Origin of the sequence: Massilia sp. CFBP9012, from assembly GCF_034045115.1 — a bacterium.
GTDB lineage: Bacteria > Pseudomonadota > Gammaproteobacteria > Burkholderiales > Burkholderiaceae_D > Telluria.
This window is the reverse complement of record NZ_JAXCWM010000013.1, coordinates 128,203-153,171: the sequence shown is the minus strand read 5'-3', so window position 1 is coordinate 153,171 and position 24,969 is coordinate 128,203. Positions and strand designations below refer to the sequence as shown.

Annotated in this window: 19 protein-coding genes and 1 riboswitch; of the genes, 9 read left to right on the top strand and 10 right to left on the bottom strand. The window is 66.0% G+C overall.

What is annotated here, in order from left to right:
* Positions 1-20: 20 nt before the first annotated feature.
* A complete protein-coding gene (locus tag SOM61_RS21005) occupies positions 21-2,891 on the bottom strand; it encodes a TonB-dependent receptor (RefSeq protein WP_320475878.1) in 2,871 nt (956 codons plus the stop codon).
* A gap of 159 nt (positions 2,892-3,050) precedes the next feature.
* Between SOM61_RS21005 and SOM61_RS21000 the strand changes: the two genes are divergently transcribed.
* Both SOM61_RS21000 and SOM61_RS20995 read left to right on the top strand, forming a co-directional pair.
* Positions 3,051-3,701, top strand: a complete 651-nt coding sequence (locus SOM61_RS21000; protein ID WP_320475877.1) for a response regulator transcription factor — start codon at positions 3,051-3,053, stop codon at positions 3,699-3,701.
* Positions 3,694-5,076: an ATP-binding protein gene (locus SOM61_RS20995; RefSeq protein ID WP_320475876.1), complete on the top strand. Its 1,383-nt coding sequence runs from the start codon at positions 3,694-3,696 to the stop codon at positions 5,074-5,076. Before SOM61_RS21000 ends, SOM61_RS20995 begins: the two co-directional genes overlap by 8 nt.
* A gap of 230 nt (positions 5,077-5,306) precedes the next feature.
* On the opposite strand, the gene SOM61_RS20990 is transcribed toward SOM61_RS20995, so the two are convergent.
* Both SOM61_RS20990 and SOM61_RS20985 read right to left on the bottom strand, forming a co-directional pair.
* Positions 5,307-6,197 carry an alpha/beta fold hydrolase gene (locus SOM61_RS20990; RefSeq protein ID WP_320475875.1) on the bottom strand — a complete coding sequence of 297 codons (891 nt, stop codon included), beginning with the start codon at positions 6,195-6,197 and terminating at the stop codon, positions 5,307-5,309.
* Positions 6,194-6,784, bottom strand: a complete 591-nt coding sequence (locus SOM61_RS20985) for a DUF3592 domain-containing protein (RefSeq protein ID WP_320475874.1) — start codon at positions 6,782-6,784, stop codon at positions 6,194-6,196. Before SOM61_RS20985 ends, SOM61_RS20990 begins: the two co-directional genes overlap by 4 nt.
* Before the next feature lie 299 nt (positions 6,785-7,083).
* Here SOM61_RS20985 and SOM61_RS20980 point away from each other — a divergent pair, with 299 nt between their 5' ends.
* Positions 7,084-9,579, top strand: a complete 2,496-nt coding sequence (locus SOM61_RS20980; protein ID WP_320475873.1) for a TonB-dependent receptor plug domain-containing protein — start codon at positions 7,084-7,086, stop codon at positions 9,577-9,579.
* A 16-nt stretch (positions 9,580-9,595) separates the two neighbouring features.
* On the opposite strand, the gene SOM61_RS20975 is transcribed toward SOM61_RS20980, so the two are convergent.
* On the bottom strand, positions 9,596-10,492 hold the full coding sequence (locus SOM61_RS20975) for a LysR family transcriptional regulator (RefSeq protein ID WP_320475872.1): 897 nt from the start codon (positions 10,490-10,492) through the stop codon (positions 9,596-9,598).
* Between the two features lie 121 nt (positions 10,493-10,613).
* On the opposite strand from SOM61_RS20975, the gene SOM61_RS20970 reads away from it, so the two are divergent.
* Together SOM61_RS20970 and dkgB are read left to right on the top strand one after the other, a co-directional pair.
* Entirely contained in the window at positions 10,614-11,819 is a 1,206-nt protein-coding gene (locus tag SOM61_RS20970) for an MFS transporter (protein WP_320475871.1), read from the top strand.
* 20 nt (positions 11,820-11,839) lie between these two features.
* Positions 11,840-12,640 carry a 2,5-didehydrogluconate reductase DkgB gene (gene dkgB / locus SOM61_RS20965; RefSeq protein WP_320475870.1) on the top strand — a complete coding sequence of 267 codons (801 nt, stop codon included), beginning with the start codon at positions 11,840-11,842 and terminating at the stop codon, positions 12,638-12,640.
* Here the strand turns inward: dkgB and SOM61_RS20960 are convergent, their stop codons facing one another.
* A complete protein-coding gene (locus tag SOM61_RS20960; RefSeq protein ID WP_320475869.1) occupies positions 12,641-13,348 on the bottom strand; it encodes a glutathione S-transferase in 708 nt (235 codons plus the stop codon).
* Between the two features lie 292 nt (positions 13,349-13,640).
* Here SOM61_RS20960 and SOM61_RS20955 point away from each other — a divergent pair, with 292 nt between their 5' ends.
* Together SOM61_RS20955 and SOM61_RS20950 are read left to right on the top strand one after the other, a co-directional pair.
* Complete coding sequence (locus SOM61_RS20955) at positions 13,641-14,534, top strand: DUF535 family protein (protein ID WP_320475868.1); 894 nt, start codon at positions 13,641-13,643, stop codon at positions 14,532-14,534.
* Between the two features lie 61 nt (positions 14,535-14,595).
* Positions 14,596-14,693, top strand: a riboswitch (TPP riboswitch).
* Positions 14,694-14,774: 81 nt separating this feature from the next.
* Entirely contained in the window at positions 14,775-16,901 is a 2,127-nt protein-coding gene (locus SOM61_RS20950; RefSeq protein ID WP_320475867.1) for a TonB-dependent siderophore receptor, read from the top strand.
* Between the two features lie 48 nt (positions 16,902-16,949).
* Here SOM61_RS20950 and SOM61_RS20945 read toward each other — a convergent pair whose 3' ends face one another.
* Positions 16,950-17,918, bottom strand: coding sequence for an HDOD domain-containing protein (locus SOM61_RS20945; RefSeq protein WP_320475866.1), 969 nt, complete (start codon positions 17,916-17,918; stop codon positions 16,950-16,952).
* 234 nt (positions 17,919-18,152) lie between these two features.
* On the opposite strand from SOM61_RS20945, the gene SOM61_RS20940 reads away from it, so the two are divergent.
* Complete coding sequence (locus SOM61_RS20940; RefSeq protein ID WP_320475865.1) at positions 18,153-19,292, top strand: hemin-degrading factor; 1,140 nt, start codon at positions 18,153-18,155, stop codon at positions 19,290-19,292.
* Positions 19,293-19,295: 3 nt separating this feature from the next.
* On the opposite strand, the gene SOM61_RS20935 is transcribed toward SOM61_RS20940, so the two are convergent.
* The 3 genes from SOM61_RS20935 to SOM61_RS20925 form a co-directional block, all read right to left on the bottom strand.
* Positions 19,296-19,814 (bottom strand): ATP-binding protein, encoded by a 519-nt coding sequence (locus SOM61_RS20935; protein WP_320475864.1) that lies wholly within the window; start codon positions 19,812-19,814, stop codon positions 19,296-19,298.
* Positions 19,811-20,404, bottom strand: coding sequence for a nicotinamide riboside transporter PnuC (gene pnuC, locus SOM61_RS20930; protein ID WP_320475863.1), 594 nt, complete (start codon positions 20,402-20,404; stop codon positions 19,811-19,813). The genes SOM61_RS20935 and pnuC overlap by 4 nt, the downstream gene beginning before the upstream one ends.
* A gap of 127 nt (positions 20,405-20,531) precedes the next feature.
* Positions 20,532-22,670: a S46 family peptidase gene (locus tag SOM61_RS20925; protein WP_320475862.1), complete on the bottom strand. Its 2,139-nt coding sequence runs from the start codon at positions 22,668-22,670 to the stop codon at positions 20,532-20,534.
* Positions 22,671-22,828: 158 nt separating this feature from the next.
* Between SOM61_RS20925 and SOM61_RS20920 the strand changes: the two genes are divergently transcribed.
* Positions 22,829-24,130, top strand: coding sequence for a GGDEF domain-containing protein (locus tag SOM61_RS20920; RefSeq protein ID WP_320475861.1), 1,302 nt, complete (start codon positions 22,829-22,831; stop codon positions 24,128-24,130).
* On the opposite strand, the gene SOM61_RS20915 is transcribed toward SOM61_RS20920, so the two are convergent.
* Positions 24,123-24,935, bottom strand: coding sequence for an EcsC family protein (locus tag SOM61_RS20915; protein ID WP_320475860.1), 813 nt, complete (start codon positions 24,933-24,935; stop codon positions 24,123-24,125). The two genes, SOM61_RS20920 and SOM61_RS20915, sit on opposite strands and share 8 nt — an antisense overlap.
* Positions 24,936-24,969 lie beyond the last annotated feature (34 nt).

The window sequence follows — 24,969 nt, the reverse complement described above, 5'->3', positions numbered from 1 at the left end:
TCTCAAAATTTGTCGCTCGATCAAAACTTGTAGTTCAGGCCCGCCGAATAGGTGCGCCCGAAATTGACGGTGTTGGTGTACACCTTCGGATCGCTGGTGTACTCGCGGAACGGTTCGTTGGTGAGGTTATGCCCTTGCAGGAACGCCGACCAGCCCTGCAGCATGCCACCCTGGAAATCGTAGGACACCTGGGCGTCGGCAATCGTCTCGCCCTTGATGAAGGTGAACTGCGATTCGCTGCGGTAGTCGAGGATCTGGCCGATGAAGCTCGAGCGGCGGTAGGCCGCCAGCGACACCTGCAGGCCGTGCTTCTCGTAGTACAGGCGCAGGCTGGTCACGTTGCGCGACAGGCCCGGCAGGCCGATCTCGGACACCGCGCCATCGAACACCGGCGCATTGCTGCCGGTGACGAAGGCGCTGGTCGGCAGGCGCACCGAGGAATCGGTATGCGAATGGTTCACCTGCACGCCAAAGCCGTCCAGGGCATTGACCACCAGGCCGAACGGCAGGTTGGCCGACAGCTCGATGCCGCGCATGATGCCGCCCTGCCCGTTCTGCGGCATGGTAAGGTAGCCGACCGTCGAGCCGGCGTACTGGCCGGTGGTCGGCAACGGCGTGCTGGCGCTGGTGTAAGGGGCGAAATCGAACATCTGCGGCGCATTGATCACATAGTTGTCGAGCTTCTTGTAGAACAGCGCGGCGCTGACATAACCCTTCTTGCCGAAGTATTTTTCGTACGACAGGTCGAGCGCACGCGCTTCATAGGGCTTGAGTTCCGGATTGCCGGCGAAGCCGGTCAGCGCCGGGTCTTCCGCGGTGGCGCTCTGCAGGCCGAAGTTCATGCTGGCCTTCAGGTTGTCCAGGTTGGCGCGCGAGACCTGCTTGCCGGCGCCGAGGCGCAGCAACTGGTCGTTGCCCAGGTCAAAGGTCAGGTTCAGGCTGGGCAAGACCTTGGTGTAGTCGACGCCGCCGGTTTTCACGACCGCCGGGCAGGTCTCTAGGGTGATGCCGGTGCAGTTGGCCAGGTCGACCTGGTTGCCGCTGGCGCGCTGGCGGGTGTCGACCACCTGCACGCCGATATTGCCGCTGTACGGCAGCGACATCAGGGTGCCATCGAGTTCGCCCATCAGGTAGGCGGTGCTGACCTTTTCGCCTACCCTCCAGTCGCGCGCCAGCACGGTGGCGTCGACCCAGCGGTTCAATTCGTACAGCGTGCCCAGGCTGCCGGTCGGGTCGAACGAGGCCACCGGGATGCCGGTCGGGCCGGCGACATCAAGGCCGCTGCCCGGGATCTGGACGCTGGCATAGCCGTCGCCGCCGCGCACCGACAGCCGGCCCTCTTCGCCCAGGCGCGACTTGTCGCGCTTGGTGTAGTTGACGCCGAAGCGCACCGCAGCCAGCGGGCCCCAGTCGGTATCGCGTTCGGCCGACAGGCGCACCGCCTGCACCTTGTCGTCGATGGTCGGCAGCGCCAGGTAGCCGGCCTGCGGCGACAGCGGGCCGCCACCCCAGCCGGCGACGTCGGTCAGCAGGGCCACGTTGCGGTCGGCGTAGTTCAGGCTCGGCGCGTAGCGCACGTCGGCGAAGTTGTTGCCATTGAAGCCGCTGTAGCTGATCGAACCGAGCTGGCTCTCGGGCGTGTTGCCCGGCTGGCCGGCCATGGTCTCGAAATTGCTGATGCGCTTGGTGCCCTTCGAGTACGACAGGTCATTCACGATGCGCCACTCGCCCACCTTGAGCTCGTTGTTGACGCCGAGCGACAGCAGGCGGTCCTTGTTCGAGAACAGGTGGTTGCGCACGTCGCCCTTGTAGTTGCTGAAGGTGCCGGCCGTGACGATGCCGTTCTCGATGGTGGCGTTGGTGAGCACCGCGTCCGGATCGTAGATGCCGGTGCCGCCGACGATCGCGCCTTCGAGGCCGGTCTTCTTGGTCGCTTCTTCGCCGCGCGAGTAGAACGCATCGAAGGTCGAGCGGAATTTGTCGTTGGGACGGAACTGCAGGGTGACCGAAGCGCCGTCGCGCTCGGCCTTGCGGCGCGAGGTCTCGGCCATGAAGCCGTTGATCGCCCTGACGGTCTGGCCGTTGTAGTCAATGTCGGCGGTATTGGCGCCCCAGCTGTCGAATTTCAGTTCGCCGCCGTTGTCCTGCTTGAACGAGGTCAGGCCGACCGACAGGCCCAGCTTGCGGCCGAAGTACTGGTCGACATAGGTCAGCGTCTTGCGGTGGCCCGAACCGAGGTCGGAGCCGGAACCGAAGCCGATGCGCTCCTTGCGCGCATTGGCCGCGAACATGCGCTTGCCGAAATCGAGCGGGCGCAGGGTGCGCAGGTCGATGGTCGAGGCCAGGCCCTGGCCGATCAGGCTCGCGTCCGGCGTTTTATAAACCAGCACGCTGCCGGTCAGCTCGGACGGGAACAGGTCGAATTCGGGGCTGCGCGCATCGCTGGTCGAGGCCTGTTCGCGGCCATTGAGCAGCGAACCGTTGAAGGTCGGCGACATGCCGCGCACGCTGATCTCGGTCGCCTTGCCGTTGACCTTGCTGCGCTGGGTAGTCACGCCCGACAGGCGCGAGATCGACTGGGCGACGGTGGTGTCGGGCAGCTTGCCGATGTCTTCGGCGGAGACGGCTTCGACGATGGACGTCGCGTTGCGCTTGATCTCGATGGCGGCTTCGATGCCTCGCCGGATGCCGGACACGTTGACGGTGGCGAGCGGCGCCTCTCCCATGACCGTGGCCGCGGGCCGGACCGCGTCCTCCGAGTCCTGGGCGCCGGCTTCCTGCGCGTGCAAGGGCGCCGCCATCAACAGCAGCGCACAGGCGCCTGCAATAGGATTCAACCGCGGATGCAACTGAAAAGCCTGGCGCCGCGCGCCATCCCGACGTGTCGTCATGTCTGTCTCCTGATTATATTTATTCCAGCTTTTTGCCGGTTGGGTGCGATGGTCCGATATCGCGCGGGCGGGGTCAACGCATGAGCTGAAGCGAATCTGAAGATTCACCAAAGCCCTGCCGGTACGCCGCACTGGTAAACTCGCGCCATGAAAATTCTCATGATCGAAGACGATCTCGCCATCGGCCAGGCGCTGTTGTCGGTATTCCAGGACGAGGGCCACTCAGCGGTCTGGCTGCGCCTCGCGGCCGACGCCGAGGCGCGCATCCGCGGCGAGGCCTTCGACGCGGTGGTGCTCGACCTTGGCCTGCCCGACGGCGACGGCAACGACGTGCTGCGCGCCCTGCGCGCCGACGGCGTGCGCCTGCCGGTATTGATCATCAGCGCGCGCGACAGCCTGCAGGAACGCCTGAAAGGCTTCGACCTGGGCGCCGACGACTATTTGATCAAGCCGTTCGAAATCCCCGAGCTGCTGGTGCGCCTGCGCGCCATCGTGCGCCGCAGCCACGGCACGCTGGAAGAAAACCTGTGGACGGCGGGCGAGATCGTGCTCGACGAGAATCGCATGGCGGTCACGCGCGGCGGCCAGCCGGTGACCCTGTCGAAGACCGAGTTCGCGCTGCTGCTGACCCTTATGAAGCAGGCCAACCGGGTATTGACGCGGGTGGAGCTGGAACGGCGCGCGCTACCGGCTGGCGAGGGGCAAAGCCAGACCCTGGACGTGCACATCTTCAACCTGCGCAAGAAGATCGGCGAAGGCGTGATCCGCACCGTGCGCGGCGTCGGCTATATGGTGCAGCAGGATGCTTAGGCGGCTGGCGAACCGGCCGTCGTCGCTGTTCCGTCGCCTGATGTTCAGCTTCGCGGGCGTGATCCTCGGCGTGGCCATCATCGGCCTGGTGTGGGTATTCCTCGAGGCCAAGGCCACCCAGCGCAGCCGCACCTTCAGCGAAAACAAGGCGCACACCGCCAATATCCAGGCCCACCTGTCCGACGTCGGCCCCGATGCGCAGCGCATGCTGCCGGTGCTGGCGGAGATCGAGGCCAACCGAGTGCGCATGTTCCAGGAACTGGATTACCACTCGCACGTGCGGGTGCGCGTCTGGCTGCACGGCCGCCTGGTCTACAACTCGGCGCCGGAGCTGCCCGACCGGCTGCCGGAAGTCGCCACCCGCGACGCCTATGCCTGGGTACGCTGGGAAGCGCACGACAAGCTGCAGGGCATCGTGGTCGAGCGCAGCCACGAAGTCGACGACGAATGGATGTTCTCGATTGGCGGCGTGGGATTTTTGCTGTCCTCGACCATCTTCAGCCTGCCGCTGCTCCTGATTCCGGCCTGGCTGATCGTCGGCATCGGCCTGCGTCCGCTGCGTTCGATCGCATCGAGCATCGCCCAGCGCTCGGACGCCGACCTGACGCCGTTGCCGGATTCCACCTACCGCGAACTGTCGCCGCTGGTGGACGCGATCAACGGCCTGATGGCGCGGCTCTCGCAGCGCATCGAGCACGAACACGAATTCCTGACCGACGCCGCCCATGAGCTCAAGACGCCTCTGGCGGCGATCCAGATCAATGCCCACGTGCTGCTCAGCCGCGCCGGCAGCGAGATGGCCGAGCGCTGCGCCGAGCCGGCAGCCGGCCTGCGGGGCGGCGTGGCGCGCGCCACCCATACCGTGCACCAGTTGCTGGCCCTCGAACGGGCGCGCGCCGAGCCGCAGGTCGATCATCCCCGCCCGCAGACCGACGTCGCCGAATTCGTGCGCGACCGGGTGGCGGCGGCGGCCCACCTGGCGGTGCAGCGCAATATCGAGATCGAGTTCCACGCCGATGCCGACGGCAGCCTGCCGCTGCATCTGGAAAGCATGGCGTCGGCGGTCGATAACCTGATCAGCAACGCGATCAAGTATTCGCCGCAGGACAGCCGCATCGCGGTGCGCCTCTCCCGTATCGGCCACATCTATCGGCTGGCGGTTGCCGACCAGGGACCGGGCGTCAACCCGGACCTGCGCGACAAGGTCTTCGAACGCTTCTACCGGGTGCCGGGCCAGGAGCAATCGGGCAGCGGCCTGGGACTGGCGATCGCCGAACGGGGCGCCGCGCGCAATGGGGGCATCATCGTGTTGTCGGATGGCGAAGGTGGACGGGGGTTGACGGCGACGATCGAATTCGCGGGCGCTGCGGCTTGATCAAGTGTTTCAGCCCGAGCCTCTTCCACGTCGTTCCCGAGCCTCTCGCACGTCGTTCCCGCGCCTCTCGCACGTCGTTCCCGCGCCTCTCGCACGTCGTTCCCGCGCAGGCGGGAACCCAAGTCCTTCACGCAGCCTGCTGCGTGAACCGTGCCAGCGGATCATGCAAGCTTGGGTTCCCGCCTGCGCGGGAACGACGTTTCAAGGGCGCGGGCTGTGAATTGACGTTATCACCCCGCGAAGAACGGCAGCACGCGCTCAAGCAGCAGCTCGGGCGCTTCCTCTGCGATGTAGTGCCCGCAGGCCAGCGCCCCGCCCTGCACATCGTCCGCCACCAGTTGCCACTCCCTGAGCGGATCGAAGCAACGCCCCACCACGCCCTGCTCTCCCCACAGCGCCAACAGCGGCACCCCGAGCTTTCGCCCCTCTTCGCGATCGATCCGGTCGTGTTCCAGATCGATGCCGGCGGCGGCCCGGTAATCCTCGCAGATCCCGTGCGCCGTGCCCGGCAACGCCAGGCAGCGCTGGTATTCGCTCAGTGCGCGCGGATCGAATGGCGCCAGGCCGGCGCTGCGCTTGCCCATCACGTCGCGCACGTAGGCAGCCGGGTCGGCCTCGATCAGGCGCTCGGGCATGGGCGCCGGCTGGATCAGGAAGAACCAGTGCCAGTAGGCGCGCGCGAACGCTTCCGAGGTTTGTTCGTACATCGCCAGGGTCGGCGCGATATCGAGCAATGCCATCCGCTCGACCGCCTGGGGGTGGTCCAGCGCCAGCCGGTGCGCCACGCGCGCGCCGCGGTCGTGGGCCAGCACGCGGAATCGTTCGAAGCCGAGGACGCGCATGACGGCCAGCGCATCGAGCGCCATCGTGCGCTTGCTGTAGTTGGCGTGGTCGGCGTCGCCCTGCGGCTTGCTCGAGTCGCCATAGCCGCGCAGGTCGCAGGCCACTACCGTGAAACGCTCGGCAAGCCGGGGCGCGACCTTGTGCCAGATCGCATGGGTTTGCGGGTGGCCGTGCAGCAGCAGCAAGGGCGGGCCCTCGCCACCGGTGATGGCCTTGATCGTGACCGATGGCGCCACGTCGACTTGCAGGGAACGAAAATCCGGGAATAACGCTGTCATATTGACTTTCTGATGATAAATTCGCGTTCGGCGCGCTCCATGCGCGCCCGCCGTTCGGCGGCCAGCGCGGCCTGCTCCACCCGCAGCCGCGCGCCGTAGCGGATCGAGCCCACGCCCGCCGCGAACATGCCGAGCGCGAACGCCGGGAAGAAGAAATCGGCGGAATCGAGTCCATCGACATAGGCGATCGCGCGCCCGGGCTCGCGCGGATGATGGCGGATCGTGATCCGGTCGCCCGGCTGGCGCTTCTCGAAGCGCGCCTCTATGACGGCGCGCGACGGGTCGCAGGCGGCCTCGGTCATGAGCGACGTGGCGCTGCGGCGCGATACGAACTGCTGTCCATCCACTTCGTAGCGGTAGGCCATCTTGATGCACCAGCCGGGCGATTTGCCGTGCCGCTCGTATAACGCGCTCTCGACCACCTCGGCGCTGGCCTTTGGCCAGGATCTCGCATCGAACTTGTCGTGGATGCGCAACGCCATCCAGATCGCCAGCGGCACCGCGAGCACGATCAGGAACCAGCCCAGGAGCGCCTGGAACTGGGGATCGTGCGGGATGGCGGGTTCGGTGGATGGCTGCATGCTCATGAACGGCTACTGTAGCACGGGCTCGCCGACTGGCTGCTACTGGGCAACAGCTGGATATTCTCGATGATTAAGCGGCAATCATTTCGCCTGCAGATGACGTCACGCCCATTGCATGAGCTTTGATTATGCGTGCCACATGTTCTTACATAGACCTGACATTTCGATAATTGTTGTAAAGACGCACGGTGGCGGTTTTAACGAATTGACACCATGAATGGTGCTGCGCAGTATGGACCAGAGGCAACCGCCTCCCCCTTTCCCAGGACCACCGCCGTAGAACAAAAAAAGGAATCAGCACCATGCAGAAAGCCAGGACGGAAAAAACAGCACTAGCCCTCGCCATCGCCGCGCTGTGCGCGGGCGTCGCCCATGCCCAGGAGGCCGCGCCCCAGGCCGAGACGGCCAGCAATGCCGCCACGGTGGTGGTCACCGGCACCCGCGTGGCCAACCGCACCGCGCTCGACACCGCCGCGCCGGTCGACATCATCTCGTCCGAGACGCTCAAGAATGCCGGCAGCACCGAGATGAACCAGGCGCTGTCGATGGCCCTGCCTTCGCTGAACTTTCCTCGGCCCTCGCTGACCGATGGCACCGACACCATCCGCCCCGCCACCCTGCGCGGCATGGCGCCCGATCAGACCCTGGTGCTGGTGAACTCCAAACGACGCCACGCATCGTCGCTGGTCAATGTGAACGGTTCGATCGGCCGCGGTTCGGCAGCGGTCGACCTCAACACGATCCCCACCGCGATCGTGAAATCGGTCGAGGTGCTGCGCGACGGCGCTGCGGCGCAATACGGCTCGGATGCGATCTCGGGCGTGGTCAATATGCGCCTGCGCACCGACCGCGATGGCGGCGAAGCGAGCGTCACCTACGGCGCGCGCAAGTCCGAATACGATCTGTGGAACGACGCCGTGCCCGCTGGCGGCACCTGGAGCGGCCCGGATTCGCGCAAGCGCACCGACGGCCAGACCGCCACCGTCAGCCTGTGGAAGGGCCTGGCGCTGGGCGAATCGGGCTTCCTGACCATCGCGGCCGAATACCGCGACCAGAACCGCACCGAACGTGGCGGCTACGATATGCGCCAGCAGTACCCGCGCGTGAATGGCGGCTTCGATCCACGCGAGAACACGATCGACCGCTTCAACGCCTGGACCGGCGAACCGGACCTCGACCAGGCCACCCTGTTTGCCAACGCCGGCAACGACCTGGGCGGCGGCGTCAAGGTCTATGGCTGGGCGAGCTACCAGGACCGCGACGCCACCTCGTCCGGCTACTTCCGCCCGCCGCAGGATGCGCGTAACGTCCTGTCGATCTATCCGGACGGCTTCCTGCCGCTGATCTCCCCTACCGTCAAGGACTTCTCGATGACGGGCGGCGTGACGTGGCAGGCGGGCCAGTGGGATATGGACGCCTCGCTCGGCTACGGCAAGAACAAGATGGAGTACACGATCGAGAACACCCTGAACCGCTCGCTGGGGGCCTCCAGCAAGACCGAGTTCTATGCCGGCGGTTACTCGTACGACCAGGCCGTGTTCAACCTGACCGGCGTGCGCAGCATCGAGCTGGCATCGCTGTCGTCGCCGCTGAACGTGGCGGTGGGCGTCGAGGCGCGCCGCGAAGGCTATGAGCTGTTCGCCGGCGAAGAACAGTCATGGAGCTACGGCGGCGAGGTGCTGCCCAACGGGACGCCGGCCGCGCCCGGCGCCCAGGTATTCCCTGGCTTCCGTCCGGCCAACGAGGTCGATGCGCACCGCAATGCGGTCGGCGCCTTCATCGATCTCGAAGCGAACATTACGCCCGAACTCCTCGCCTCGGCCGCGGTCCGCGCCGAAAAATATTCCGACTTCGGCAATAGCGTGGCCGGCAAGCTGGCGCTGCGCTACGACTTCAACAAGGCGTTCGCGCTGCGCGGCGCGATCCAGAACGGCTTCCGCGCGCCATCGCCCCAGCAGCAGCACTTCACCGCGACGTCCACCAACTTCATCAACGGCATCCCCTACGAGATCACCACCTTCAAGCCGTCCGACCCGGTGGCGGTGGCCCTCGGCGCCAAGCCACTCGACGCCGAGGAATCGGTCAACGCCTCGCTCGGCGCCGTGCTGCGCCTGGGCGGCGTGAGCGTGACGGTCGACGCCTACCGCATCGACATCGACGACCGCATCATCCTGTCCGAGAATCTCACCCAAACCAATGTGCGCAACTACATCGCCAGCCAGGGCTTCATCGGCGTGGGCGGCGGGCGCTTCTTCATCAACGGCGTCGATACCACGACCAAGGGCGTGGACGTGGTGATCAACTGGGCGCACAACGCCGGCGCGGCGGGCCGCTTCGACTTTACCCTGGCCGGCAACTACACCGACACCGAAGTGACCAAGGTGCCGGTGACCGAACAGCTGTCGAACCTGAGCCCGTCCCCGATCCTGTTCGATCGCGTCAACGTGCTCTCGCTCGAGAAGGGCCAGCCGAAGAACAAGATCAGCGCCAACGTCAACTGGAAGCTGGGCCAATGGGGCGCGACCTTGCGCGCCACGCGCTATGGCGAGGTGCTGTCGCCGGGCACCACGGCGGCCTTCGACTTCGAATTGAAAGCCAAGACCGTCATCGATCTGGAGGGACGCTTCGCCGTCACGCCGAAGCTGACCCTGGCCCTGGGCGCGGACAACGTCTTCGACCAGTACCCGGAAACGCTGCCGCCGGCGCTCAACACCACGGGCAATACGCCGTTCTCGACCTATGCGCCGTTCGGGCGTTCGGGACGGTATATCTACGGGCGCGCAACGTATTCATTCTGATGCACGCCTTCTGACCCTACCGTTCCAGCACCTCGCCCAGCCTGCGGGCGAGGAAGTCCACCAGCGCCGCCACCCGCGGCGCCAGCGCGCCCTGCTTGTAGAACACGGCCCACACGGGCTGGGTCCACGGCAGGGTGTGTTCTTCCAGCACCGGCACCAGTCGCCCCGCCGCCAGGTCGGAGCGCGCCAGGAACTCCCCGATCGACCCGATGCCCGCCCCGTGCAAGACCAGGTGGCGCACCGTCTCGCCGCTCGAAGCCAGCACCTGCGGCGTGACGGTCCAGCCCTCGCCGCCGGCATGCAGCAGCGGCCAGGTATTGAGCGAGGCTGGCGCCGTGAAGCCGACGGTGCGGTGCAGCGCCAGCTCGGCCGGCTCGCGCGGCACGCCGTATTTGTCGATATAGGCGGGCGCCGCCACCACCCTTAGCTTGCCGGTCCCCAGGCGCCGCGCATTGAGCGTCGAATCGGGCAGCGCGCCGATGCGGATCGCCAGGTCGGCCCGCTCCTCGATCAGGTCGACGTAGGTTTCGCCGCTGGTCAGTTCCAGCTGGACCAGCGGATACGCCTCCAGGAAATCGGGCAGCAGCGGCGCCAGCAAGTGGTCGAAGGCCGGCGTCGATGCATTCACCCGCACCAGGCCCGAAGGCTGCGAACGGCGCGCCTGCGCCTCAGCCTCGGTATTGGCCAGGTCGCGCAGGATGGCGCGGGCGCGCTCGAGCAGCCAGGCGCCTTCCTCGGTCAGCTGCAGGCGCCGCGTCGTGCGGCGCATCAGCGTCATGCCGAGACTATCCTCCAGCCGCGAGATGGTGCGCGAGACCCCGGACGGAGTCTGCCCCAGGCGCTCGGCGGCAGCCGAGAACGAGCCGGAATCTATGACGGCGACAAATACAATCAGACCATCCACATCGATCATTGTTGACTCCAGCTCAAAAGTCCATTGTATAGCGGCCTATTTTTCCTTGCATTCGGGCACGGCACACTGCATGCCTGCCTCACCCCTGCAATGTAAATACACAAGCAACAAGGAGAATCGCATGCCACTCGCACTCTGGGCGCTTACATTGAGCGCCTTCGCCATCGGGACGACCGAATTCGTGATCGTCGGCCTGATTCCCACCATCGCCGCCAGCCTGGGCGTATCGGTACCCTCGGCCGGCCTCCTGGTCAGCCTGTATGCGTTGGGCGTGGCCATCGGCGCCCCGGTGCTCACGGCCCTCACCGGCAAGGTGCCGCGCAAGCACCTGCTGCTCGGCCTCATGGTCCTGTTCACCCTCGGTAACCTGGTGGCCTGGATGGCGCCGAACTACGAAGCGCTGATGGCCGCACGCGTGCTCACAGGCCTCGCGCACGGCGTGTTCTTCTCGATCGGTTCGACTATCGCCACCAGCCTGGTGCCGAAGGAAAAAGCCGCCAGCGCCATCGCGCTGATGTTCACCGGTCTCACCGTGGCGCTGGTCACCGGCGTGCCGCTCGGGACGTTCATCGGCCAGCACTTCGGCTGGCAGGCGACCTTCCTGGCCGTGTCGCTGCTGGGCGTGATCGCCGTGATCGGCAGCGCCATCCTGGTGCCGTCGGATATCGCTGCTAGCCGCCCATCGAGCCTCCTGACCCAGCTCGCGGTGCTCAAGAAACCGCGCCTGCTGCTGGTGTACGCCATGACCACGCTCGGCTACGGCGGCACCTTCATCGCTTTCACCTATCTGGCGCCGATCCTGCAGGAAGTCTCGGGCTTCGCGGCATCGACCGTCAGCCTGGTGATGCTGGTGTACGGCGTCTCGGTCGCGGCCGGGAATATCTGGGGCGGCAAGCTGGCCGACCGCCATGGTCCGGTGCCCGCGCTGCAGATCGTGTTTGCCCTGCTGGCCGTGGTGCTGCTGGTATTGACCTTCACCGCGCCGAGCAAGACGCTCGTGTTGATCACGGTGCTGGCCTGGGGCGCGGTCGCCTTCGGCAACGTGCCCGGCCTGCAAGTCTATGTGGTGCAGCGCGCCGAGGTCGACGCGCCGGAGGCGGTGGATGTCGCCTCGGGACTGAACATCGCAGCCTTCAACGTCGGCATCGCGCTGGGCGCCTGGGGCGGCGGCCTGATCGTCGCCCACCTCGGCCTGATGGCCACACCGTGGATCGGCGCCCTGGTCGTCGTCGGCGCCCTGCTGCTCACCACCCTGGCCGGCTGGCTCGACCGGCGCGAAGGCGTGCCGGCCAAGGCCGCCGTGCGCAGCACAGTCATCACCCACTAATGAATACAAAAGGACTCAACATGAATATGCCACAACTCGGCCTCGGCACCTTCCGCCTGCAAGGGCAAGCCGCAATAGCCTCGGTCGCCACCGGCCTGGAACTGGGCTACCGCCACATCGACACCGCCCAGATCTATGGCAATGAAACCGAGGTCGGCCAGGCGCTGGCCGGGTCGGGCGTGGCGCGCCGCGAGATCTACCTGACCACCAAGATCTGGACCGAACACCTGCCCGCCGACAAGCTGGCCGCCAGCCTGAAGGACAGCCTGCGCAAGCTGCGCGTCGAGCAGGTCGACCTGACCCTGATCCACTGGCCCTCGCCCGGCGCCGCCGTCCCGGTGGCCGAGTCGATGCAGGCCTTGCTGGCGGCGCGCGACGCCGGTTTGACGGGCGCGATCGGCATCTCGAACTTCCCGGTGGCCCTGATGCGCGAGGCGATAGCCGCAGTCGGCGCGACGAACATCGCCACCAACCAGGTCGAGCTGCATCCCTATCTGCAGAACCGCAGCGCGGCTGACTTCGCGCGCGCGGCCGGCATCCACGTCACCGCCTATATGCCGCTGGCCTATGGCAAGGTAATGAGCGACCCGACGATCGGGGAGATCGCGCGCCGATACCAGGCCACGCCGGCCCAGGTGACCCTGGCCTGGCTGCTGGCCAAGGGCTATGCCGTGATCCCGTCGTCGACCAAACGCGAGAACCTGGCCGGCAACCTGCGGGCGCCCGGACTCGTGCTGGACCGGGAGGACAGCGCCGCCATCGATGCGCTCGACAATGGCGGGCGCCTGGTCAGTCCGGACTTCGCTCCGGCCTGGGACTAATTACTGATCGAGCTCAGGATAGCGGCGGAAGATGCCTTCCTCATTGAACGGGATGCGCCGGTCGGACGCGAGATAGGCGGCGATGTTCGGCCGCGCGGCAACCCGGTCGCGCAGGCCGGTGAGCACCGGATGCTCCTGCTCGATCTTCTTCATCGCATTCGGGAAGGCATAGCGCAGGCCTTCGATGACCTGGAACAGCGACAGGTCGGCATAGGTGATCTTGTCGCCCGTGAGATAGTCGCGCGGCTCGGGGTTGGACAGCAGGCGCGCAAAATAGGCCATGAACTTGGGGATGCGCGACTCGACGAAGTCGGCCGAGCGGCGCAGCGCCTCGGGTTTCTGGTCTTCGTAGTACAGCGCCGACGCGATCGGGTGATGGGTGTCGTGGGCCTCGGTCACCAGGTCGGCGATGGTCAGCTGCAGCTGGTGCACCCACAGACGGCCCGGGTCGGTGCGCGGCGCCAGGCCGTGCTGCTCGCCCAGGTAGAGCAGGATGTTGGCCACCTGGCCGATGACCAGCTCGCCGGACTTCAGGAAGGGCGGCGCGAAGGCCGGATACTCCTCGACGTCGAGCGCCGCCATCAACAGGTCGATGCCACCCTCGCGGCGCGCCACGTCGACGTAGTCAGCGCCCGCTTCTTCCAGCGCCAAGCGGACGAATTCGCCGCGTCCCTGGATGCTCGGCCAATAAAACAGTTCATACGCCATCTGCTTCCTCCATTGCTGGTTGGTTCCGGCGCATTATCGATGATGAATGAAGAAGCGTGGCGCGCCGCAAACATGGTAGTCTTGTCGTGCATGCCTAAAAACAACCATAAGTAAAAACGTCCAGAGAGAGTCCCATGACAGATCATGCCCGCCTTGGTTCCCAAGCACTGTTTGCACTTCGTCCGGGCACGAGCTAGCAATTCGGCACATAATTGCAGAACGGAATTATTTCTGCTCATTGCCGGGCATCGCCCGGCAAGACAAAGACCTTCTACGCCGAATGGAGCGCTCGATGATCTTCGCTCGTCTCACCCAACGCTGGCATGCGCTGCGCTACTGGCGCGAGCACCAGTCCCTGTCCCGTCTCAAGCTGGTGCGCCGTCTCGAAAACGCGCCCGACGACGACCTGTTCCGCCATGTAAGCGGTCGCGACTACCTGGCCCGCGGCATGAAAGTGCGCGAGCGCATGCGCTGCGTGCTGGCCCACTACCGCTTCGAAGAAGCGACCTTCAACAACGCCTACCGGCAGACCGCGCACCACGGCGGCCTGGTGCTGTGGCAGCATGAGGACGACAGTGGCAGTTTCATCATGCGGCTCGAGCACGCGCCCCGCATCGACCCGGAAGGCGAGCTGACGCTGTCCCTGGTCGTCGACGGCGCGGTGCTGCACCGCCTGTCCTGGACCTGGGTCGAGGGCGCGGTGGTGGGCGTCGACCTGCCGATCGTTCCTTTCGTCACCCGCAACGCCGGCCTGTGGCGCGATGCCGGCGGCGCCTTCGAGGCTTTCGAGCGCGTCTTCCCCAACAATTCGCCAAGCTTCTTCTGCTTCGCCGCCCTGCAAGGCGCGGCCCAGGCGCTGGGCTTGGACCGGGTGGTCGCGGTGCGCGGCAGCGCGCACGTGGCTTATGAAGCGGCGCAAGACAAGGCCTTCGAGAACGCCTACGACGGCTTCTGGCGCATCCTTGGCGGGGCAGAGCTGGACGCGCGCAGCTTCCTGGTGCCGCTGCCGTTCTACCTCAAGCCGCTGCAAGACATGCCATCGAAGCACCGCAAGCGCGCGGCGCAGCGGCGCGAACACTGGCGCGCCATCGGCGACGCGGCGCGCGCCGTGCTGCTGCGCCACATGGTGACGCCAGCCGCCACCCAGCCAACGGTGGCCGAAGCGCCGTCGACCGCGAAAGCCTGAGCGGCCCCGATCAAACCGGCTTGACAGATTCACCACGGCCGCCCGGGGCCGTGATACACTCGCGACTCGCTAGGGGTCCTGGAACGTTGTTCCGGGTGAGAGATACCCTTCGTACCTGATCTGGATAATGCCAGCGAAGGAAAGCGCAACGCAGCACCCCCATTCGTTTGCCCTTCCCCCACGTTGGCTCCGGCTTTGATAAAAGCAGCGCGCCGCGTGGCGCGCGAAAACGAGCAAACCATGACATTCACCTCGAAGCACACCGTCCTCGCCTGCGCCATCGTGCAGGCGTTTTCCCTGTCGACCCAGGCCTTCGCACAAGAGCCTGCGTCCGTCGTCGTCACCGGCAGCAAGTGGATCGCCCTCGACCGCGCCAGCGTCGGCGGCTTCGCCGACGTGCCGTTGCTCGAGTCCCCGGCCTCGATCACCTCGATCAGCCAGAGCCAGATGCAGGACCTGTCGATCCGCAGCGCCACCGACGCCGCGCGCTACGACGCCTCGATCGGCGACGCCTACAATGCGATCGGCTACGCCGAGCAGTTCTCGATCCGCGGCTTCGCGCTCGACAACGCCACCAGCTACCGCAAGGACATGATCGCGATCTCGGGCGACACGCAAATCCCGATCGAGAACAAGGAACGCATCGAGGTCTTGCGCGGCCTGGCCGGCCTGCAGGCCGGCGTCGCGGCCCCGGGCGGGATGATCAACTTCGTCACCAAGCGGCCGACCAACGCGCCGCTGCGCCAGGCCATGGTGGAAGTGCGCGAGCGCGGCACCGTGTACGGCGCGGTCGACCTGGGCGGCCGTTTCGAAGACCGCCGCTTCGGCTATCGCATCAATGCCGCCGCCGAGGACCTCAAGTCCTACGTGCGTGGCGCCGACGGCGAGCGCCAGTTCGTCTCGGCCGCCTTCGACTGGCAGATCACGCCGGACGCGCTGTTCCAGATCGACCTCGACCACCAGCACAAGTCGCAGGTCACGGCGCCGGGCTACCAGCTGATCCGCAATGAGGCGCTGCCCACCGGGATCTCGGCCAAGACCCTGCTCAACGACCAACCATGGACCCGCCCAGTCGATACCGACAGCAGCAACCTGGGCCTGCGTTTCGAGTACCGCATCAGTGACGCCTGGAATGCCACCGTCAGCGCCAACAAGCACTGGTTCAAGCGCGATGACTTCACGGCCTTCCCCTACGGCTGCAGCAACGAGGACGATGGTTACTATCCGGGCTACTGCTCCAACGGCGACTACGACGTGTACGACTTCCAGAGCACGGGCGAGCGCAAGACGCCGTGGGGCCTGCAGGCGATGCTGCAGGGCCGCTTCGACACCGGCGCGGTGCGTCACTCATTGACCGTCGGCGGCTCGTATGCCGAGCGCCACGACAGCTTCGGCGAATACGTCTACGACTACGTCGGCTCCAGCAATATCTGGAACCCGACCGTCGTGCCGCAGGTAGCCAGCGACCGCGTGACCGGCCCCGTGATGGAACGCCGCAGCACAGAAGAACGCTCGCTGTTCGTGCAGGACGTGATGACCCTGTCGCCCCAATTCACCCTGCACGCCGGCGTGCGCTACGTGAAGCTCAAGCTCGACGCGCTGGAAGAAATCGAGGGCGGCTGGGTACACACCAAGGATTCGTTCGCGCTGCCGAACGTGGCGCTGGTGTATGCGCCGGCGCGCGACTGGCGCGTCTACGGCTCGATCAGCCATGGCCTGCAATATGGCGGCATCGCGCCGATGGAAACCACCAACCAGAACACCGCCCTGCCACCGAGCCGCTCGAAGCAGCTGGAGTTCGGCGTCAAGCGCAACGTCAACGAGCAGCTGGCGCTGTCGGGCGCGTTGTTCGAGATCCGCCAGGGCCTGGAATACACGAACGCCGCCAACACCTTCGTGCGCGCCGGCGAGCAGACCCACCGCGGCGTCGAGCTGTCGGCGATGGGCCGCGCCACGCCCGACCTGAACTACAGCCTGTCGCTGATGGCGCTCGACACCGACCAGAAGGACACCGGCGACGCGTCGACCGAAGGCAAGCGCGTGACCAATGTGCCAGAGCTGCGCACCACCGCCTGGGTCGAGTACGCGGTGCCGCAAGTGGCGGGTCTGAAGCTCGACGCGCAGTGGCAGTACTCGGGCAACAAGGTGTTCGATCCGGCCAATCGCGTCAAGGTGCCGGGCTATCACGTGGCCGGGTTTGGCGCGTCCTACCTGCTGCGCGCGGGTGGGCTGAACACGATCATCCGCGCACGGGTGGACAATGCCTTCGACAAGTTCTACTGGCGTGACGTGACGCAGTCGCTGGGTGGGTATTTGCTGCCGGGGGCGCCGCGCACGTTCAAGTTGTCGGCGCAGATCGATTTCTAAGCATGCATCCGCTTCGCCTGCCACGCGCGCCGTGGCAGGCGTCATGCATCAATCCGACAAATCCACCAGCTTGCCCAGGCAGCGCCGCTGGAAGCCATTCAGTCCGCGGGTGATGAGCACATCATCGTCTTCGATTACCTCGGCGTCGAGCAACAGGCGCAGCTTGGCGATGCGGTCGCCCTGGGCCAGCGCCTGCGCCAGGTGCGAACCATCCGGTTCGCCGGCCTGCTCGATCGCTTCCACCACCTCGGGCGGGAAGTCCCAGTGGTTGGCGATCACCGACGACAGCTGGCGGCTGGCCGCGAACAGTTCGATGCCGAATTCGCTGGAACCGGGCACCCTGCCTTCGCAGATGCGGTCGGCCACCTGGAACGCGACCTGCAATCCCAGATTCTGCATCAGGCCGGCCAGGTAGGATTCGAACACGCCGGCCGACAGGCCCGGCGCCATCACGCTGGCGGCGAACGCGCAGCGTTCGGAATGCTTCCACACATTGGGCGCCACCTGGCGCGCCACGCCCTGGACCTTGACCCGCACCAGCGGCCGGAACGCGATGCGCGCCAGCAGCATGCGCAAACCGTTCAGGCCGAGCATCGTCACCGCGCCTTCCAGTGTTTCGATCGGGGTCACCGGCCGGTAATAGGCGCTGTTGGCTTCGCGGATCACTTCGGCCACCAGCACCAGGTCGCGCCCGACCTGGGCCGACAGCGCGCCGGTCGAGATGTTCTCGTCGGACAGCGCGGTAAGCAGTTGCGACACCAGTTCGGGAATGCGCGGCACCAGGCCGGACGCACAGACCGGGTCGGCCGCCAGCGAACGCACTTCGGCCAGGATCTGGGCTTCCTGCCCGGGTGGAGCGTTGAAGCCGCTGGAGGCGGTCAGCCAGCGGTAGAAAGTGGCGTGGATGTCGTTCGCCATGTCCTCGTCGTGTTCGATCGTCGCCGTCGTGCCGACGCTGGCCGCGGCTTCTGTCTCTTTATCTGAACCGCCCAAAAAGCGTCCTATCCAGTTTTTCATAGCGTCTCGCCGTACGTTCGAAATCCGATGATTGTAATGCCTTATGGAAACAAATAGTCATCAGGGTGTAAAGATTTATCGTTTGTAACTACATCCAACACCGATTCGCATCGGAGCCCTATGCGCCCGATCAAGAAGTCCCTGTCAAAAAGTCGGACGAACATGTTGCAAATGATAATGATTATCATTTACTATTCTCGATCGCATTCGCACACAATCAAGGAGCACCCATCCATGAAACTCACCCGTCACCTCCTGGCCGCAGCCATCGCCCTGGCCCTGATCCCCGCGCAGGCCGCCCCGCAACTGGCGCAGCAGTGGGCCGAACTGAAGGCCAGGGAGCCGCGCCTGCAGACGCGCGACGCCGCGCGCCAGCTGAAGGCATCCGAAGCCGAACTGCTCGCCACCGGTGTCAAGAGCACCGTGGTGCGCCTGAAGGAAACCGACCACGCGCCGCGCGAGATCATGCGCCGCGCCCTCGACCTGGGCAAGGTGATGGCGCTCACGCGCAACGAGAACGGCGTGATCGAGACCACCGGCGTGGCCATGCGCATTCCGAAGCAGGCCGAGAAAAGCAGCGCCGACGAGGCCGAGCGCGAAGCGCGCAACCTGAACATCGCCGGCGGCTATCTGGGCGGCCCAATCGACCTGCGCTTCCAGTTCACTAAATGGAAGTACGCCTTCGCCGTGACCCAGCCCGGCCGCGACGGCGGCGTCAACCGCAGCCTGCAGTTCTTCGACGCCAGCGGCAACGCCGTGCACAAGCTCTACCTGCGCGACGACGCCAAGGTTGCGGTGTTCGACAAGCTGGTGGCCGACTTCCGCCATCCGAGCCAGGGCGCACAACTGGACGTGGCGGCCGCCGCAGCGAAGCCTGCCGCAAAGCCCGACAGCGCGGTCGACGTCAAGGAATTCCAGACTGCCTGGCAAGAGATGACCGACGTGCACCAGTTCAACCGCATCGTGTCGGAATTCGGCCTGACGCGTGAACAGGCTCTGCGCCTGGCCCCTGGTGGCGTGGTGCAGAAAGTCGCGCCGCAAGCGGTGCGCAAGCTGCTCGAGGACGCGGCCAAGGACGGGGTCGCGATCATGGCCTTCCTCGGCAATGGGGCGCTGACCCAGATCTACAGCGGCAAGGTGAACAAGGTGATGGCGGCCGACGGCTGGTTCAATGTGCTCGATCCGGACTTCAACCTGCACCTGCGCGACAGCGCACTGCGCAGCGGCTACGTGGTGCGCCGCGCCGGCGTTACCTCGGTCGAGTTCTTCGACGATCAGGGCGAGTTGGTGGTGACTTTCTTCGGCGTGCGCGAGCGCGGCAAGCCGCAGCCGCAGTCGTGGACCGACCTGGCGGCAGGACTGCCGAAGGCTTAGTTTTCAGCGCTGGCCAAGCAGCCCCTGGACCTGCCGCATCCGGTGCGGCAGGTCGCCGGCCAGCAAGGTGTAGGCGATGCCGCGCGCGGCCAGCGTCTCCACCAGCATCCGGTGCACCATCTGGCGCACCTCTTCCGATTCGCGCTGCAGGCCGTCCGGTTCCCACGGGGTGTCGGGCGCGGTGACGAAGGTCCAGGCGTAGTCGTGGCGCGCGCCGAGCCGCGCCAGCTGCGCATCCACCCTGCCCCAGTACACGCGGCTGTACAGCGCCGTCATCAGGGGCGTGGTGTCGCAAAACAGGAAGCTGGCGGCTTCCTCCGACGCGGCATCCTCGCGTGCGCGCTGGGTCAGCGCGATGCAATACTGGTCTTCCTCGTGCGGCACCCTCCCCAGCGTATCGACGAATTCGCGCAGGTATTCGGGCACCCACGGCGTGCCGTAATGGCGCGCCAGCGCTTCGGACAAGGTCGACTTGCCGGACGACTCGGCGCCAAGGATGGCAATCCGCTGCACCGCGCTCATGCCGCTTTGCGCGCCGCTGCCTGCCAGGTGCGCAAGCCGGCGATCGCCAGCAGCACGAATATGCCGTACAGCACGGCGGTCAGCACCAGCCCCTTGTACAAATAGAGGCCGACGTACAGGATATCGACCGCGATCCACACATGCCAGTTCTCGACCTTCTTCTTCGCCAGCAGCAGCTGGCCGACCAGGCTGCCGGCGGTCAGGAAGCCATCCGCGTGCGGCACGTCGGTGTCGGTGAAGTTGTCGAGGAAGGTCGACAGCAGCACGAAGCCCGCCAGCCAGGCGACCAGCGACCAGGCGCGCCCGTTGGGCTTGAGGAAGCTGGGCACCAGCGGCGCACTGCCGCTGCCGTGCAGCCACTGGTACCAGCCCCAGACCGAGGCCGCGATGAACACGAACTGCAGCCCCATGTCGCCGTACAGGCGCGCGTCGTAGAACACCACCGCATAGGTCGCGGACGAGGCGATCGAGAACAGCCAGGCCCAGTGCTTCTGGCGGATGTTGAGCACGACGGTGGTGACGGCCAGCAGGAAGGAGATCAGTTCCAGCGGCGAAGTCGTGAGGCCGGCGAGGATGAGGGGTTCGTTCATTCTTGTTGGCAGATGAACCGTCGTCCCCGCGGAGGCGGGGACCCAAGGTTGCCAGCATCTCCACAGCGCTGGAAAAACTTAGGTCCCCGCCTCCGCGGGGACGACGTGCAGATGATTGTGGCCGAAATTACTTCTTCGGATACTTGATCGTCATTTCCTTGAGCAGGTTGTCGGCATGGTCGATTTCCTTCATCACCCACAGCATGTAGCGGATGTCGACGTGGATCGCGCGCGTGATGGCGGTGTCGAAGTACCAGTCCTTGGTGATCGATTCATAAGTCGAATCGAAGTTCAGGCCGATCAATTCGCCACGCTTGTTCATCACGGCCGACCCCGAATTACCGCCCGTGGTGTCGGCGCTCGACAGGAAGTTGACCGGCACCGTACCCAGCGCCGCATCCTTGAACACGCCATAGCGCTTGCCCTGGATCGCCTGCTTGAGCGGGGCCGGCACGATGAATGGATCCTTGCCGGTTTCCTTCTCCAGGATGCCTTCGACCGTGGTGAACGGCCCCTTGACCAGGCCGTCGCGCGGCGAGAACGGCGACACGGTGCCGTAGGTCACGCGCAAGGTCGAGTTGGCGTCCGGGTAGACCGGTTTGCCCTGCGACTTCTTCCACGCGATCACGGCCGCCATGTATTGCGGGATCACGCGTTCCAGGTTGCCGTCGATCTCGTTGCGACGCTCTTCCAGCGCCATGCCGGCGTCGTGCAGGCGCACCGCGAGCGCGATGAACGGATCGTTCGACTTGCGGAAAGCATCGACGTCCTTGCCCATCCAGGCCAGGCGCGTGGCGGTGTCCGACAGCGTGCTGGCCTTGTACATGCCCGCCAGCGCATCCTGCGCCGGCAGCAGCGCGTCCACGCCCTGCGGGCGCACCTTGGCGTCGATGCTGGCGTAGCGCGCCAGCGCGGCGGCATAGCGCGCCTGGTCGACGCCCGGCACCAACGACTGTTCGAGGCGGGCCAGGCGCGCCTTGATGAAGCCGAGGTCACGGTCCTGGTAGCCGCTTTCGCGCTCGGCGTCCGGCTTCTGGCGTTCCAGCGCCAGGCGGTACAGGGTGCGCGCGCTCTTGAGCAGGTCGCTGTGGGTGGCCTCTAGCCAGGCGGCTTCCTGGCGCTGCAGCGCCATGTCCTGGGCGATCACGCCGTCGAGGTCCGCCAGCAGGTTCTGGTTGGCGCCCGCGTGCGACTTCTGCCAGGCACGGAACTCGGCATCCTGCACGTCCTTGATGGCGGCGATGTCCTTGCGTGCGAAGCCGTCCAGCAGGCCCTTGGTTTTCTTGAGCACGTTGTTCAGGCCCTTGTCGACGCTCGCATAGGCCACGTTCCAGGCCGGATTGCCCTGGGTCGCGGCGGCGATCACCGACAGGTCGGCGGTGATGGTCGCGGCCTTGGCCGGCAGGTCGACGTCGCGCGCAAAGCGGATCTCGCTCGGCAGCTTGTAGCGGCTGGTGCGGCCCGGGTAGCCGGCCAGCAGGATCGGATCGCCGTTCTTCAGGCCCTCGGCCGAGACGACGAGGAAATCCTTCGACTTGTACGGCACGTTGTCGGGCGACGGGTCGGCCGGACGGCCATCCTTGCCGACATAGGCGCGGTAGAAGGCGTAGTCGCCCACGTGGCGCGGCCACTCGTAGTTGTCGATGTCGCCACCATAGTTGCCGATGCGGTCGGACGGCGCGTACACCAGGCGCACGTCGCGGATCATCAGCTGCTTGATGCGGTAATACTCGAGGCCGCGGTGGAAGGCCGGCACCGAGCAGCGCGTCGACTTGTCGGTTTCGCACTCGGCCACCAGGGCCTTGATGCGCGACTGGACCAGCGCATGGCGCTCGCGGCCCGACATGGTTGGCTTCAAGCCTTCGAGCACGCGCGCGGTCACGTTCTCGACCTTCTCGGTCACGTACACCAGCGTGTTCGAGCCGCCCGGCAGTTCGGCGGCGCGGGTCTTGGCCAGGAAGCCGTCGACGATGTAGTTCTTCTCGGGCGTGGCATTGCGCTGGATGGCGCCATAGGCGCAGTGGTGGTTGGTCACCACCAGGCCGTCGGGCGACACGAAGGACGCCGAGCAGCCGCCCAGCGAGACGATCGCGCTCATCGGATGCTTGCCCAGGTCGGCCAGCTTCTCGGCCGGCATGGTAATGCCGATGCGTTTCAGTTCGGATTTCAGTTGTGGCAACTGGTGCGGTTGCCACTGGCCTTCGTCGGCGAAGGCGGCGCTCGCCGCGCCAAGGAGGGCGACGGGCAGGACGATCGATTTGAACAAGACAAGTCCCTGAGGTGAAAAAAGCAATGCGCGAGTATATCCCCGTTGGGTCATGCCCGTGTGGTTTTGTAAGGTATTGACGGCGGTCCCGGTGGCGTCAACATCGCGTCATATTGGCGTGGCAAGATGTCACATTATGCAGAAAAAGGCAGGCAGACATGAGCACCGAGGCCCCCTTGTACCGTCACCAGGTCCTCTTTCTCTCCCAAAGCTTCTTCATCAAGGACAACCGCGCCGAACTGCTGCTGCACGCGCACAAATACGATTTTGACATCGGTTTTTTCAGCGAAGTGGCCGAATTCACCGCCGCCGTCGCGGCCGACCGTGGCGCCAGCCTGTTCGTGATCGACCTCGACGCCCTGCACAATATGCAGGCCGACCTGCACGACAGCCGCAAGACCCTGATGCTGGGCGAGCTGCTCGAACGGCTGCCGCGCGAGCACGCGTATGTCTATCTGCAGTCGGGCCGCCAGGGCAGCCGCTTCCTGCTCCAGCAGCGCCTGGTGGACAGCAACTGCCTGGCCTATGCCGAGAAGCCCATCGCCAACGACGTCCTGGTCGACAAGCTGTTCAACCTGTTCGTGCGCACCAAACGCGGCGACCTGGTGTCGGTGGTCCACCTCGGCCCGCCCGGGGATCTCGATACGGCGGCGCTGCTGGCGCAGCAGGTCGAAGTTGTCCACCACCTCGACGCGACCACCCTGCACCTGCGCGTCAAAGAGCTGCAACCCGATCTGGTCGTAATTGCCGACGACGAGTACCGGCGCCTGGACGCGCTGGCGCGGGTCATGAAGAAGAACATCGAGGCCGATCCGGTGCGCGAGATCGTGCTGCTGCAGCGCCGCCCCGACGAGGCGCTGGCGCGGCGCGCGCTCGGCGACGGCTTCGACACGGTGCTGCAGGCCACCGCCGGCCTGGTCGAGGCCCAGCTGGCCAACCGCGCGGCCCGGATCCGCGTCAGCAAGGACCTGATCGGCAAGGACCGCGCCACTGGCCTCCTGAACAAGGTGGGCCTGCAGCGCAAGGCGCAAGACCTGATCCGGCAAGCCACGCTCGAGGACAAGCCGCTCGCCTTCGGAGTGATCGACATCGACAAGTTCAAGACCATCAACGACACCTGGGGCCACCACTTCGGCGACATCGTCATCAAGCGCCTGTGCCTGTGCCTGGCGCCGCAGATGGGCGAACGCGACCTGCTGGCGCGCTTCGGCGGCGAGGAATTCGTGCTCGTGTTCTGGGATTGCACGCCAGATGAGGCGTGGCGCCGGCTCGATGCGCTGCGCCAGGCCTTCGGCGCGGTCGAGTTCCAGGTCGCGCCGGGCGAGACGCGACGTTTTTCGTTCAGCGGCGGCCTGGCCGCCTTTCCTGAGCACCCCAGCGAGAACGCGCTGTTCCTGCGGGCGGATGCGATGCTATATACCGCCAAGGAAAGCGGGCGAAATCGCATCTGCCCTACGTGAGCAGTCCCATCGGCTCGTCGGCCAGCACGATCGCCTCGTACTGCTGACGCACCATGCCCTCGCCATACAGGCGCTCCAGCCGCCGCACCGCGAAGTGGCCGCGGCTCATGTTCTGGAAGTGGTCGACGAACAGCAGGTTGATGGTCGCGCCGCCCACGGCGCCCAGGGCCGGCACCAGCATCGCGGCCGCCTTTTGCGTCACGTGCACCTGGAAGCGCGCCGCCACCGTGGCGATCAGGCGCAGCAAGGCCGGCGTCGTGGCGGCGTTGACCGACTTGGCCGCCAGCGCCTGGGCGGCTTCGCTCACCGCGCGCGCCAGCGCGATGCGCATCGCGAAATAGCCCGAGTCGGCGGCATCGTCACCGCCGCTCGGTCCGCCCATGGCCAGCACGCGCAGGCATTCCAGCCGGGTCTCGACATCTTGCGGGCGTTCGCCATTGGCACGCGCGGTCTCGGCGATCGAGCGCAGCATGATGACGGTGGACAGCGGCAGGTCGACCAGCAGTCCCGGCAGGCCGAACACGCCGCCCACGCCGCCCGACAGGCTCGCCGCGAACTTGTGCAGGCGCGGATACGATGCCTCCTTGCCGCCGTCCGGCATGGTCGACAGCGCCCCCGTCAGCGCGTACTGCAGCGCATGCTCGGTGGCTCCGCCTACCCGTTTTTGCCACGGCGCCGGCAGGCGCTCGATGGCCGCTTCGATCGGCGAGCCGACCAGATTGCTGATGCGCGCGGCCAGGCCGGGATTCTCCAGCAGGCGCTTGGCCTCGTGCAGCTCGGCCAGGTGTTCGGCATTCATGTTCATGGCGATTTCCTCTCGAAAAAACGCGATGCAATGC